Origin of the sequence: Sphingomonas epibiotica (assembly GCF_039615155.1) — a bacterium.
In the GTDB taxonomy this organism is placed as follows: Bacteria; Pseudomonadota; Alphaproteobacteria; order Sphingomonadales; family Sphingomonadaceae; genus Sphingomonas.
This window is the reverse complement of record NZ_JBDGHY010000005.1, coordinates 136,808-149,762: the sequence shown is the minus strand read 5'-3', so window position 1 is coordinate 149,762 and position 12,955 is coordinate 136,808. Positions and strand designations below refer to the sequence as shown.

9 protein-coding genes are annotated in these 12,955 nt (G+C 68.0%); 3 read left to right on the top strand and 6 right to left on the bottom strand.

What is annotated here, in order from left to right; translation table 11 throughout:
- Positions 1–8: 8 nt before the first annotated feature.
- From AAIO73_RS11660 to AAIO73_RS11645, 4 genes are read right to left on the bottom strand one after another with little or no spacing between them, the layout of a single operon-like run.
- Positions 9–1,388: a PAS domain-containing sensor histidine kinase gene (locus AAIO73_RS11660; RefSeq protein WP_345878546.1), complete on the bottom strand. Its 1,380-nt coding sequence runs from the start codon at positions 1,386–1,388 to the stop codon at positions 9–11.
- Positions 1,389–1,393: 5 nt separating this feature from the next.
- Positions 1,394–2,488: a hypothetical protein gene (locus tag AAIO73_RS11655; RefSeq protein WP_345878260.1), complete on the bottom strand. Its 1,095-nt coding sequence runs from the start codon at positions 2,486–2,488 to the stop codon at positions 1,394–1,396.
- A gap of 35 nt (positions 2,489–2,523) precedes the next feature.
- A complete protein-coding gene (locus AAIO73_RS11650) occupies positions 2,524–3,696 on the bottom strand; it encodes a hypothetical protein (RefSeq protein ID WP_345878259.1) in 1,173 nt (390 codons plus the stop codon).
- 9 nt (positions 3,697–3,705) lie between these two features.
- The gene (locus AAIO73_RS11645) at positions 3,706–4,827 is read right to left on the bottom strand and encodes an anhydro-N-acetylmuramic acid kinase (protein ID WP_345878258.1); all 1,122 of its coding nucleotides are present in this window, start codon (positions 4,825–4,827) and stop codon (positions 3,706–3,708) included.
- Between the two features lie 113 nt (positions 4,828–4,940).
- Here AAIO73_RS11645 and tyrS point away from each other — a divergent pair, with 113 nt between their 5' ends.
- Positions 4,941–6,167: a tyrosine--tRNA ligase gene (tyrS, locus tag AAIO73_RS11640; RefSeq protein ID WP_345878255.1), complete on the top strand. Its 1,227-nt coding sequence runs from the start codon at positions 4,941–4,943 to the stop codon at positions 6,165–6,167.
- Positions 6,168–6,299: 132 nt separating this feature from the next.
- Here the strand turns inward: tyrS and AAIO73_RS11635 are convergent, their stop codons facing one another.
- Together AAIO73_RS11635 and recG are read right to left on the bottom strand one after the other, a co-directional pair.
- A complete protein-coding gene (locus tag AAIO73_RS11635) occupies positions 6,300–6,740 on the bottom strand; it encodes a DMT family transporter (RefSeq protein ID WP_345878254.1) in 441 nt (146 codons plus the stop codon).
- A gap of 209 nt (positions 6,741–6,949) precedes the next feature.
- Positions 6,950–9,010 carry an ATP-dependent DNA helicase RecG gene (gene recG, locus AAIO73_RS11630; protein ID WP_345878252.1) on the bottom strand — a complete coding sequence of 687 codons (2,061 nt, stop codon included), beginning with the start codon at positions 9,008–9,010 and terminating at the stop codon, positions 6,950–6,952.
- A gap of 70 nt (positions 9,011–9,080) precedes the next feature.
- On the opposite strand from recG, the gene AAIO73_RS11625 reads away from it, so the two are divergent.
- Complete coding sequence (locus AAIO73_RS11625) at positions 9,081–9,347, top strand: FAD assembly factor SdhE (protein WP_345878250.1); 267 nt, start codon at positions 9,081–9,083, stop codon at positions 9,345–9,347.
- Between the two features lie 114 nt (positions 9,348–9,461).
- On the top strand, positions 9,462–12,920 hold the full coding sequence (gene mfd / locus AAIO73_RS11620; RefSeq protein WP_345878248.1) for a transcription-repair coupling factor: 3,459 nt from the start codon (positions 9,462–9,464) through the stop codon (positions 12,918–12,920).
- Positions 12,921–12,955 lie beyond the last annotated feature (35 nt).

Sequence of the window (12,955 nt, the reverse complement as noted above, 5' to 3'; positions counted from 1 at the left end):
GCCCCGCGTCAGGACCGCCCCGGCAGCATCAGCACGAACCGCGCGCCCTGCCCCGGCGCGCTGTCGACCAGGATGTCGCCGCCCATCGCCCGCGCCAGCCGCCGGGCGATATAGAGGCCGAGGCCACTGCCCCCCGCCTCGGTCGGATCGACCCGGCCGAACTTGGCGAAGATGCGCTCCTGATCGCCCGTGGCGATACCCTTGCCCTGATCGGCGACGATGACGCAGGCATTGTCGCCGTCGCGCTCCAGCCGGATCCACACCGTGCCTCCGGGCGGCGAATAGCGCACCGCATTGCCGATCAGGTTGACCATGATCTGCAACACCCGGCGGAACTCGCCGCGCGCCGGCAGCGAATCGTCGAACGACGGCCGGTCGATACGGACATTGCCCTGCATCGACCGCACCCCCAGCAGGCCCGCCGCGCGCCGCGCGACATCGGCCAGATCGAGGTCCTCGATAGCGACCTCGAAATCGGCACGTTCGATCGCCGACAGATCCTCCAGATCGTCGACCAGCCCCATCAGGTGCCGGCCCGCGCTGGCAATATCGGCGGCATAGGCGACATAATCGTCGCGCAGCGGCCCGTCGGCCTGTGCCGACATGCTGTCGGCATTGGCGATGATCCGCCCCAGCGGATGGCGCAGCGCGCGGCCGATCCGGCGGCTGAACCCGTCGGGCAGATCGGTGTTCGGTTCGGCCGTCCCACCGGCTTCGGCGGCGAAGGGCGGCGAGGGCAGCGGGGTGATCGCATGCGCCGCACCATCGAACCCGGCAAAGCGGCCATTGGCATCGAGCCGCGGCACCGCCGACAGGCGGACGCGATGCGCCGTGCCGCGGATCATCGCCTCCTGCCCCTCGAACCGGTTCTGCGACGCCAGCGCACCTAGGATAGGAAAGCCGCCCTCGCCATCGTCGCTCAGCGAAAACAGTCGGGTGATCGGCTGCCCCAGCACCGTCTGCGGATCGAAACCGAAGCGCTGCCCGGCATGGTCGGACACATGGGTCAGGTGCAGCGCCGCGTCGGTGGTCCATACCCAATCGGCATCGGCACGCAGGAAGTCGCTCGCCCGGCGCGGCGCATGCTCCGCCTCCCACGCCGCGCCTGCCTGCCAGCCATTGACCTCCAGCCGGATTCCCAGTTCGTCGGGTTCGGCGCGCACCGTCAGCGCGATGTCGTCGTCGCCATCGGCCGCCACGATCGCGCGGGTCAACGGGATGCCCAGCCGCCGGACCAGCCGGACCAGCGCCGCGATCTGCGGCACCGCGACCGGCTTGCCCGGTCCGCCGCCGGCACGACGGTTCAGTTCGGCAAGGCGCGGTTCGGCGTCGAGCAACAGCCCGTCCGCCGACAGCCGCCCGATAGCGGGCGCCGCGCCGAGCCGCATGTCGATCACTCGGCCATCCCCAGCGCCAGCATCGCCGCATGATATTCGGCATCCAGCGCCATCGGCGCCAGCGCGACGCGCGCCGCTTCGGGCGCGACGCCCATGATGCTGTCGAGCTGATCGGCAAAGCGTTCGATGTCGCGGGCCGGCTCCGCCTCAGCCAATGCGAAGCCGATGCGCGCAATCGTCGCCCGGTCGACCGCGAGGGCCCGCAGCACCACCCACAGCCGCGCGCCATCGGCATCGATTACGAGATCGCGGACCCGGTCGAACGCCAGCCCGCTCGCCCGCGCGACCAGCGCCACGAACAGCACCAGCCGCCCGTCGCCGATCGCCTCGGTCAGCAACGCGGGCACTTCGTCGCCCTGCGCATCGATCGCCTGTGCCAGCCGCATCGCCGCGATTTCCATCGGCACCAATTCGCCTTGCGCATCGATCGCACGACGCACCGATTCGGCCAAGGCCGCGTCGAGCGCGGCGATCGAGTCGCCGACATCCGCCGCATCGCGCAGCGCCGCCGCCACCCACCATGCGATCCGCGCGTGGAGCGGCCGGACCAGGTCGACCGCAACCGGGCCGCCATCGATCACCGACCCACGCCGCGCCTGTGCCGCCAGCATCGCGACGGCGGCGGCCGCCACCAACCGGTCGCTCGCCTGCGCCAGCCGCGAGATCATCGTCGGCCGGTCGCCGACCTCGATCACCATCGTCGGCAGCGCCCGCCCGATCGTGTCCAACCGGACCCGCGCGAACAATTCGCCGAACAGTACCGGATCGCGGAACAGCCCGGCGCGCTGCACCCGCTCGAATGTCGACCCGACCGCACGCAGCCCCTGCACCACCGCCGCCTGCCCACGCGAAGCCAGCAGGCGCGCGGCATGGTCGCGGATCTCGGTTTCCACGCTCGCCACGGTCGCGCGCATTGTCGCGTCCAACCGGGCGGCGGTGCGATCGTCGATCCGCGCATCGGCGGGCAGATGGAAATGATCGGCGGATGCGCGCAGTCGGCGGTGTCCCGCGCGCTCGGCTGCGGCGACATGGTCGAGCAGATAAGCGGCGGACGCATCGGCATCGCGGGGATCGAGCAGATCGTCGGACATGGTACTCGCATTAACCAATAGCGGTTAAGGCGATCCTAAGCCCGACGCCGCAAATTTTCGATTGCATAAGCGAGGGTAACCCCCGCATGAACCGCGACCAATGCCAGCCCGGGCGTTACGGTTCCAGCCAGTGCGAACGGTGCGAGGAGGACCAAGGCGGTCGCCGGCGTCGCCGCCCAGGGCGGCCGGGGTGCCGGAATCCGACGCGTCAGGATGGTAGCCAATACCCCGGTCAGCGCCAGCACCGCCGCCGTTCCGGCCGACACGATCAGCGACTGGACCAGCCCGATCCCCAGGATTCCCGCCACTCCCAGCACTTCGAGGCCGCGTTCCTGCAGCGCGGCATGGCCGTCCTCGCCGCGCAGCCAGCCGAGCAGCGAACCCGCCGACAGCAGCACCATCGCCGCGAACAGCAGCACCGTCGCTCCGCCGGCGTCCCAAAATGGGATGGCGGCCAATCCGAAAAGTCCGATCGTGCCGCCCGCGATCCCGACCGCGATATCGGGCACCTTGCGGCGGACCAGCAACGGCAGCACCAGCCGCGTCACCGGCGTGAACACGAACCGGTCGATCCATCCGGTGCGCTGTTCGGCCAGCGAAGCCAGCACGTCCTTGCTCCGCACCTCCAGCGTGCCGGCATCCCGCTCGACGCCGTGCCCCGATCGCACCGCCTTGGCCGGCAGCAGGACATGCTTGGCCCGCGCCTGGGTCGCGACGCGCAGCAGCGTCGACTGGAAATCATATTCGCGGGGCAGGCGCGCCGCATCCTCCAGCCGGTCGACCGACAGCGTCGCGACCCCGGCCCAGCAATGTCCCGAATCGACCCGCTCGACCGACGTTGCATCGCCGGTCGGGGTGACCAGCAGCGTGTCGGCCGGCTCCAGCGCCATGTTGGCGACCACCGCATCGGTGGTGACCAGCCCATCGGCCAGCGCGACGATCACCGCCAGCGGGTGCGCCTTCGCCTTCGCCTCCTCGGCCGACCGCACGATATCGACCGTCGCGCCGCGCCGCCCGATCCGGTTGACCGCCGCCGCCAGCGCCGGTGTCACTCGCCCGACCGCGACCAGCAACTGCGCCGATCCCGCCGCAATCAACAGCCGCGCCTGATATTCGATCAGGGTCATTCCGCCGAATGGCAGGGTCGCCGCCAGCACGCCCGGCTGGTGTTCGGCTTCTTCGGTCGCGAAAATCAGGCCGGTCAGCATCGCGCCCGGTTAAGCGGTCACGACCCGCAACGCCAGCCCCGCCCGCGTCGTCCGGTACAAGGTGCCGCCGGTCAGCGGCGCCGACACGCCCGTCGTTCCCGGAAAGGTGATCGGCAATCCCCTCAACGACCGCACCGCCAGATAGGCGAATCCCTCCGCCTCCAGCGCATCGCCGTTCCAGCCATGGACGTCGCTCGGCTCGACCGCGACGCCGGTCCGCTCGGCGATCATCCGCAGCATCACCGGATTATGCCGCCCACCGCCGCCGACGATCAGTCGCACGGGCCGTGCCGGCAACCGATCGACCGCCTCGGCGACACAAGCCGCGGTAAACGCGGTCAGCGTCGCCGCCCCATCCGCCGCCGACAGCCCACGCGCCGGCTGGATGGTGAAGTCGTGCCGGTCGAGCGACTTGGGGTGCGGCAGTTCGAAAAAGGGATGGTCGAGCATCGCGGTCAGCACCGCGTCGTCCACCCGCCCCGATGCCGCCAGCGCCCCGCCTTCGTCATAGCGCGCACCGCTTTCCGCCTCGACCCAGCTGTCGACCAGTCCATTGGCAGGGCCGGTGTCGAACGCGATCAATTCGTCGCCCTCGCCGACATAGGTGATGTTGCCGACCCCGCCCAGGTTCAGCACCGCCACCGGCCGTTCCATCCCCGCCGCACGCGCGGCATGATAGACGGGCAGCAGCGGCGCGCCCTGCCCCCCGGCCCGCACATCGTCGATGCGCAGGTCGGCCACGACGTCGATCCCGGTCGCTGCCGCCAGCGCCGCGCCATCGCCCAACTGCCACGTCCAGCCCTTGTCCGGGCGATGCGCGACCGTCTGGCCATGGAAACCGACCACATCGACGCTGCGTGCCTCGACCCCGGCCCGTCCCAGCAGCGCGGCGACGGCGGCGGCATGGGTCCGCGTCAGCAATGTCTCGGCCCGCTCGATCAGCGGATGCTCGCTCGGATCGTTGAACAACAACGCCAACTCGGTCGCGGCGGAAAGCGCGGCACGATCCTCGTCGCTGTACGGCGAGCCGACGAACGCCACCGGCCGCACCTCACCCTCGCCATCGGTCTCGATCAACGCAGCGTCGATGCCGTCGAGCGAGGTTCCAGACATCAGACCGATCGCAAGCATGAACTTCTCCGCCCGGCGTTCATCCCGCCCCAAACACGCTTCATAGTAATGCCACGGCAAGCGTGAAGTCGAGATGCGTGGACTTTGGTGCGGTGGCGACGCTAAACGGCCGCATGACGAACTATAGCTCCGACCTGCTGCGCACCCTGTCCGAACGGGGATATATCCATCAGCTGACCGATGCCGCCGGCCTCGACGCGCTGGCGAGCAAGCAGGTCGTGCCGGGCTATATCGGCTTCGATCCGACCGCGCCGTCGCTGCATGTCGGCAGCCTCGTGCAGATCATGCTGCTACGCCGGATGCAGCAGACGGGGCACAAGCCGATCGTGCTGATGGGCGGCGGCACCGGCAAGATCGGCGATCCGAGCTTCAAGGACGAAGCCCGCAAGCTGTTGGCGGAGGACGGCATCTCGGCCAACGTCGCGTCGATCAAGCGCATCTTCGAACGCTTCCTGACCTTCGGCGACGGCGCGTCGGATGCGGTGATGGTCGACAACGCCGACTGGCTCGACCGGCTGGAATATATTCCGTTCCTGCGCGAGGTCGGGCAGCATTTTTCGGTCAACCGGATGCTGTCGTTCGATTCGGTGAAGCTCCGCCTCGACCGCGAACAGTCGCTGTCGTTTCTCGAATTCAACTACATGATCCTGCAGGCCTATGACTTCCGCGAATTGTCGCAGCGCCACGGATGCCGCCTGCAGATGGGCGGCAGCGATCAATGGGGCAATATCGTCAACGGCATCGAACTCGCCCGCCGCATGGACGGGACCGACGTCTATGGCGTGACCACTCCGCTCATCACCACCGCCGATGGCGGCAAGATGGGCAAGACCATGTCGGGCGCGGTCTGGCTGCACGAGGACCAGTTGCCGCATTTCGATTACTGGCAATTCTGGCGCAACACCGACGACCGCGACGTCGGCCGCTTCCTCCGCCTGTTCACCGACCTGCCGCTCGACGAGATCACCCGGCTGGAAGCGTTGCAGGGCGCCGAGATCAACGAAGCCAAGAAGATCCTCGCCAACGAAGCGACCGCCATGTGCCGCGGTGCCGATGCGGCGGCGGGTGCGGCCGAGACGGCACGCCGGACGTTCGAGGAAGGCTCGGCGGGCGACACGCTTCCGACCTTCGGCGTCAGCGGCGCGATCAACGTCGTCGACGCACTGGTCGAATTGGGCCTCGCCGCGTCGAAGGGCGAGGCGCGCCGCCTCATCAAGGGCGGCGGCGCGCGCGTCGATGGCGAAAAGGTCGTCGACGAAGCACAGGTGATTGCGGTCGACGCGCCGGTGCGTGTCTCGGCGGGGAAGAAGAATCACGGGCTGCTGACGCCGGCTTCTTGATGTCGACCGTATCCGTTCGTGCTGAGTAGAGACTGAGCCTGTCGAAGGCTCGTATCGAAGCACCTGCCCGGTCCTTCGATACGCCGTTTCGACTTCGCTCAACGGCTACTCAGGACGAACGAAGACAACTAGCTACCCCCGCCGAACCAGCACCGCCCCCACCAGCACCAACCCGACGCCCGCCATCCGCAACCCGCTGATCGGCGTCCTTGGCAACCCGATCAACCCGAACCGATCGATGAGCACCGCCGCGACTAGTTGCGTCGCGATCATGATCGTCAGCATCGACGCCAGCCCCAGCCGCGGCGCGGCAAACGCCGCCGCCGCAACGAAGAACGCGCCATAGGCCCCGCCCAGAAACATCCACGGCCGCGCGTCGCGTAGATTGGCCAGCGGCGTCCGATCGGCGATCAGCCACACTCCGATCAGGATCAGAGCGCCAACCACGAAAGACACCAGTGCCGCCAGCAACACCGATCCGATGCTACGCCCCAGCGCGGCGTTGGTCGGCGGCTGCACGGCTAGGCCGATACCGCCCAGCAGGGCGACGATGAGCGGAGCGAGGGCGTTCATGCCGTGGGAGCTATCCGCTTGATCCAACTGGAGCAACCTTCCGTCATTCCGGCCTTTGCCAGAAGGACAGGCCGATGCGGAGAACGTCGCCCAACCCAAGTTCGTCATTCCCACGAAGGCGGGAATCCATACTCGCCGACGTTTCGAAAGTCCGCGACGGCAGCGTCAATAGACTCCCGCCTTCGGGGGGTGACGATGGGGGCAGGATATCATCCCGACCGCAACCGCCCCACCCCGGCATCCCGCTCGAACAGATACAACGCCACGCGCGCCGCCTGCCCCCGCGGCCCCGTCAGCCCGCCATCGCGATCCACCAGCAACCGCGCATCGGCATTGGCGACCGGCAGCAGCTCGCCTAGCATCTCCGGCGTCGCGAGGCGGAACATCGCCTCGCCCGACTGCCGCGTCCCCAGCAACTCGCCCCCGCCGCGCAGCCGCAAATCCTCCTCGGCGATCCGGAAGCCGTCATTGCTCTCGCGCATCAGCGCCAACCGCGCCCGCGACGTCTCCGACAGCGAATTGCCCCGCAACAGCAAACATACCGACTTGCCGCCTCCACGCCCGACCCGCCCACGCAACTGGTGCAACTGCGCAAGGCCGAAGCGATCCGCCGCCTCGATCACGATCAGCGTCGCATTGGGCACGTCGACCCCGACCTCGATAACCGTCGTCGCCACCAGCACCCCTGCGCGCGCGGCCGAGAACTCGGCCATCACCGCGTCCTTTTCCAGCGGCTTCATCCGCCCATGGACGAGCGCCACCTTGTCGCCGAACCGCATCCGCAGCGCCTCCGCCCGCGCCTCGGCGGCGGCAAGATCGGACTTTTCGCTCTCCTCGACCAGCGGGCACACCCAATAGGCCTGCTTCCCCGCCGACAGATGCCGGGCGAGGCCGTCGACCACCGCGTCGAGCTTGTCCTCCGACATCACCACCGTCTCGATCGGCTCGCGCCCCGGCGGCATCTCGTCCAGCCGGCTGACATCCATCTCGCCATATTGCGCAAGCGTCAGCGTCCGCGGGATCGGCGTCGCGGTCATTACCAGCAGATGGGGCGGCCTTGCCGCCTTTGCCTGCAACATCATCCGCTGCGCCACGCCGAAGCGATGCTGTTCGTCGACCACGACCAGCCCCAGGTCGCGATAGCCGACCGCCTCCTGAAAGATCGCGTGCGTCCCGACCAGGATATCGATCGACCCATCAGCCAGCCCCATCAGCACGCCTTCGCGCACCCGCCCCTTGTCGCGCCCGGTCAGCGCTGCGACGGTGACACCGGTCCCCACCAGTTGCCGCTGCAACGTCGCATAATGCTGTCGCGCCAGAATTTCGGTTGGCGCCAGCAACGCCCCCTGCGCCCCGCCTTCGACCGCGATCAGCAGCGCCATCAGCGCCACCAGCGTCTTGCCCGACCCGACATCGCCCTGCAGCAGCCGCAGCATCGGCTGGGTCTGGGCCATGTCGCCCTCGATCTCGCCGATCGTCCGCGACTGCGCACCGGTCGGTTTGTACGGCAGGTCCAGCTTCGCCCGCAGCCGCCCATCGCCGGTAAGCGCCCGCCCCTTCCTCGCCCGCGCCTCACCCCGAACCAGCAGCAGCGCCAACTGGTTGGCGAACACCTCGTCATAGGCCAAGCGCTCACGCGCCTTGGCGTCGGCCGGATCGGCATGGATGCGTGCCAGTGCCTCCTTCCATGCCGGCCATTGATGCTTGGCGAGCAGACTAGGCTCGATCCATTCGGGCAGGTCGGGCGCGCGTTCGATCGCCTGCGCCGCCAATTGCCCGACCCGGCGCGAGGTTAGCCCCTCCGACAACGGATAGATCGCCTCGCGCTCGGGCAGGCTGTCGGCTTCCGCTTCGGGCAAAACATGGTCGGGATGGACCATCTGCAATTCCTGCCCGTACGTCTCCAGCTTGCCCGACACCAGCCGCGTTTCGCCCAGCGGAAACAGCTTCTTCACCCAACCCGACGACCCGCCGAAATAGGTCAGGTTGACGATATTGCCGTGTTTGTCGGCGGCGCGCACCCGCGTCGGCCCGCGCCCGGCGCTGACCCGGTAATCGGTCGCCGTCAGCGGGATGGCGATCACCCGGCCTGCATCCTGCGCCATCAGTTCATCGCGCCGCAGACGGTCGACCCAGCCGGTCGGCAGATGGAACGCGACATCGACCACCCGGCCCAGCTTCAGCCGTTCGAGCGGCTTGGCCAGCGCCGGCCCCACGCCCTTCAGCGCGGTCACTTCGGCGAACAACGGGTTGAGCAGATCGGGACGCATGACTATCTGGTCCTATATCCGAACCGGCGGCCGCTGCCAGCGTCCGTCGGCCTATCGCCATTGGAGTCCCATGGACCGCGAAACCCGCCTCAAGCGCCTGAAATTCCGAAGCTGGCACCGCGGCACCCGCGAAGCCGACCTGATGATCGGCGGCTATTTCGACGCGCATTCGGCAACGTGGAGCGACGCCGACATGGACTGGTTCGAGGTGTTCCTCGAGGAACAGGATGTCGACATCATGGCGTGGGCGATGGGCGTTCAGCCGCCGCCCGCGCAGTTCGACCATCCGGTGCTGCACGGCATGCGGACGATGGATTTCGTGCCGGTAGCCAAATAGCTCCCTCTCCCCTTCAGGGGAGAGGGTCGGGGAGAGGGGACCGCCACAACCGCCATCCCGCACTCCCCCTCTCCCAACCCTCTCCCCTCAAGGGGAGAGGGCTAAAGGTAAAAAATGCCCGACCTCTCCAAGATCCTGTCCGCCCCCCGCTCGCTGACCCTCGCGGGCGTGCCCGCAGGCTTCCTCCCCGTCCTCCTCGCCGACCTCGCCCGCGGCGCAAAGGGCGACCTCGTCTACATCGCCCCCGACGAATCAGCGATGCGCGCCATTGCCACCACCGCCCCCTTCTTCGCCCCCGACCTGTCGGTCCTCCAATTCCCCGCATGGGACTGCCTCCCCTACGACCGGGCCAGCCCGACGCTGCGCTCGATGGCGGAGCGCCTGTCCGCCCTCCACGCGCTACAGGGCAAGGCGAAGGGCCCGCGCCTGATCGTCACCACCGTCAACGCCGCAACCCAGCGGACGCTGACTCCGTTCCGCATCCGCCAGCTGGTCGCGCGTCTTGCGCCCGGCGAGCGCATCTCGCTCCCGCGCCTCTCCGCGCTGCTGCAAGCCAACGGATACAACCGCGTCGATACCGTCCACGACGCGGGCGAGTTCGCGGTCCGTGGCGGCCTCGTCGACCTGTGGCCATCCGGCTCCGACTCCGGCCTCCGCCTCGACTTCTTCGGCGACGAGATCGAAACCGTCCGCACCTTCAGCCCCGAGGACCAGCGCACCACCGGCCGCGTCGACGGCTTCACCCTGCTCCCCGCCTCCGAGGCTTTGCTCGACGAGGACTCGATCAAACGCTTCCGCACCCGCTACCGCGAGAAATTCGGGGCGACCGCGACCGGCGACCCGATCTATCAGGCGATCAGCGACGGCCGCCGCCTGTCGGGCATGGAACATTGGCTGCCCTTCTTCGAAGAACGCCTCGAAACCTTCTTCGACCACCTTTCGCCCGAAACCGTCATCGTCCGCGACGCAGGCGTCCCCGCCGCCGCCGAACAGCGTTTCGAATCGATCGCCGACTATCACACCAACCGCGTCCGCGCGCAGACCAACGATCCCGGCAGCTACCGCCCGCTGCTGCCGAACGTGCTCTACCTCTCGGCGGAGGAATGGACCGACCGCCTGTCGGACACCGCCGCGCATCAGGTCACACCATTCCACGCCCCCGACAGCGCCACGTCCGTGGATTTCGAGGTCGACGGCCCCCGCGACTTCACCCCCGAACGCACACAGCAAGCGAATATCTACGAAGCCGTCGTCGACCACATCGCATCCCTGCGCAAGCAGGGCCGCAAACCGATCCTCGCCAGCTATTCGGAGGGTGCGCGCGAGCGGCTGATGGGCCTGCTCGCCGATCACGACCTGACCGGCGTGTCGACCGTCGAGACATGGCAGCAGGCGTTGGGCGGCGCGAAATCGACCGTCTCGTTCGTCGTCCTGCCGCTCGACCACGGTTTCACCAGCGCCGACGTCGCCGTCCTGACCGAACAGGACATGCTCGGCGACCGGCTCGTCCGCCGCGCCAAGCGTCGCAAGAATACCGACGCGTTCCTCCAGGAACTCGCCACCCTCTCCCCGGGCGATCTGGTGGTTCATGCCGACCACGGCATCGGCCGCTATGTCGGGCTGACCCAGGTGCCGGTGGCGAAGGCCCCGCACGACTGCGTCCAGCTCGAATATGCCGGCGGCGACAAGCTGTACGTGCCGGTCGAAAACCTCGAAGTCCTCTCCCGCTACGGCGCGGGCGAGGAAGGCGCATCGCTCGACCGCCTGGGCGGCGAGGCGTGGCAGCGGCGCAAGGCCCGCATGAAGGAACGCATCCGCGAGATTGCGGGTGACCTGATTGCCACTGCCGCCAAGCGCGCCATGCGTCCCGCCGACGTCGCCGAACCCGATAGCGGCGGCTATCCCGCCTTCGTCGATCGCTTCCCGTACCAGGAAACCGACGATCAGGAACGCGCCATCGCCGACGTGCTCGACGATCTCGGCGCCGGTCGCCCGATGGACCGCCTCGTCGTCGGCGATGTCGGCTTCGGCAAGACCGAGGTCGCGCTGCGCGCCGCCTTCGTCGCGGCCATGGCCGGGATGCAGGTCGCGATCGTGTGTCCGACGACCCTGCTCGCCCGCCAGCATTACAACAATTTCAAGGCCCGCTTCGAAGGTTTCCCGATCGAGGTCGGCCGCCTCTCCCGCCTCGTCACCGCGACCGAGGCGAAGAAGGTCCGCGACGGCCTCACCGCCGGCACGATCGACGTGGTGGTCGGCACCCATGCGGTGCTGTCGAAACAGGTCGACTTCAAGCGGCTGGGTCTGGTGATCGTCGACGAGGAACAGCGCTTCGGCGTGACGCACAAGGAACGGCTGAAGGCGATGAAGGCCGACGTCCATGTCCTGACGCTCACCGCCACCCCGATCCCGCGCACGTTGCAAATGGCGATGTCGGGCCTGCGCGAACTGTCGGTGATCCAGACCCCGCCGGTCGACCGCCTCGCGGTCCGCACCTACATCATGCCGTGGGACCCGGTCGTCCTGCGCGAGGCGCTGCTGCGGGAACATTATCGCGGCGGACAGGCCTATTTCGTCACCCCGCGCATCGCCGACCTGCCCGATATCGAGAAGTTCCTGTCGGAGGAGGTTCCCGAAATCCGCTACGTCGTGGCGCACGGCCAGATGGCCCCGACCGAGGTCGAGGAACGCATGTCGGCCTTCTACGACAAGCGCTACGACCTGCTCGTCTCGACCACCATCGTCGAAAGCGGTCTCGACATCCCGTCGGCCAACACCCTCATCATCAACCGCGCCGACAAGTTCGGCCTCGCCCAACTCTACCAGTTGCGCGGCCGCGTCGGCCGATCGAAAACCCGCGCCTATGCGTACATGACCACGCCCCCCGAACGGCTGGTCAGCGAAGCGGCGGAAAGGCGGCTCAAGGTCCTGTCCGACCTCGAATCGCTCGGCGCCGGTTTCCAGCTCGCCAGCCATGACCTCGACCAGCGCGGCGCGGGCAACATGCTCGGCGACGAACAATCGGGCCATATCAAGGAAGTGGGCTTCGAACTCTACCAGTCGATGCTGGAGGAAGCGATCCTCGACGCCAAGGCCGGCGGCCTGCGCGACGACAAGCCCAAGGACTTCAGCCCCACGATTACCGTCGACGCGCCGATCCTCATCCCGGAGGATTACGTCCCCGATCTCGACCTGCGCATGGGCTTGTACCGTCGCCTCAACGATGTCGAGGACCGCGGCGGTATCGACGCCTTCGCCACCGAACTGATCGACCGTTTCGGCAAGCTGCCGGTCGCCACCGCCAATTTGCTGCAACTGATCGAGGCCAAGCTGAACGCCAAGAAGGCCTGCGTCGCGAAGATCGACGTCGGCGCGAAGGGTGCGATCGTCAGTTTCCACGAGGACAAGTTCCCAAGCGTCGAAGGGTTGCTCGCCTATGTCGACAAGCTGGCCGGCACCGCAAAGCTGCGCCCCGACATGAAGCTGGTCATCAGCCGCAACTTCGGCGACCCGCAGGCGCGGTTGAACGCCGCGTTGCAGATTTCGCGGGGGCTGGCGAAAGCGGCGGGATAGGCAAATTCCGTTCCCCCGTCACGCCGGTCGTTTCT

Excerpts from the sequence above, each read along its gene's own strand:
- AAIO73_RS11660 (WP_345878546.1), bottom strand. The coding sequence starts at position 1,388 with ATGCGGCTCGGCGCGGCGCCCGCTATCGGGCGGCTGTCGGCGGACGGG.
- AAIO73_RS11655 (WP_345878260.1), bottom strand. The coding sequence starts at position 2,488 with ATGTCCGACGATCTGCTCGATCCCCGCGATGCCGATGCGTCCGCCGCT.
- AAIO73_RS11650 (WP_345878259.1), bottom strand. The coding sequence starts at position 3,696 with ATGCTGACCGGCCTGATTTTCGCGACCGAAGAAGCCGAACACCAGCCG.
- AAIO73_RS11645 (WP_345878258.1), bottom strand. The coding sequence starts at position 4,827 with ATGCTTGCGATCGGTCTGATGTCTGGAACCTCGCTCGACGGCATCGAC.
- tyrS (WP_345878255.1), top strand. The coding sequence starts at position 4,941 with ATGACGAACTATAGCTCCGACCTGCTGCGCACCCTGTCCGAACGGGGA.
- AAIO73_RS11635 (WP_345878254.1), bottom strand. The coding sequence starts at position 6,740 with ATGAACGCCCTCGCTCCGCTCATCGTCGCCCTGCTGGGCGGTATCGGC.
- recG (WP_345878252.1), bottom strand. The coding sequence starts at position 9,010 with ATGCGTCCCGATCTGCTCAACCCGTTGTTCGCCGAAGTGACCGCGCTG.
- AAIO73_RS11625 (WP_345878250.1), top strand. The coding sequence starts at position 9,081 with ATGGACCGCGAAACCCGCCTCAAGCGCCTGAAATTCCGAAGCTGGCAC.
- mfd (WP_345878248.1), top strand. The coding sequence starts at position 9,462 with ATGCCCGACCTCTCCAAGATCCTGTCCGCCCCCCGCTCGCTGACCCTC.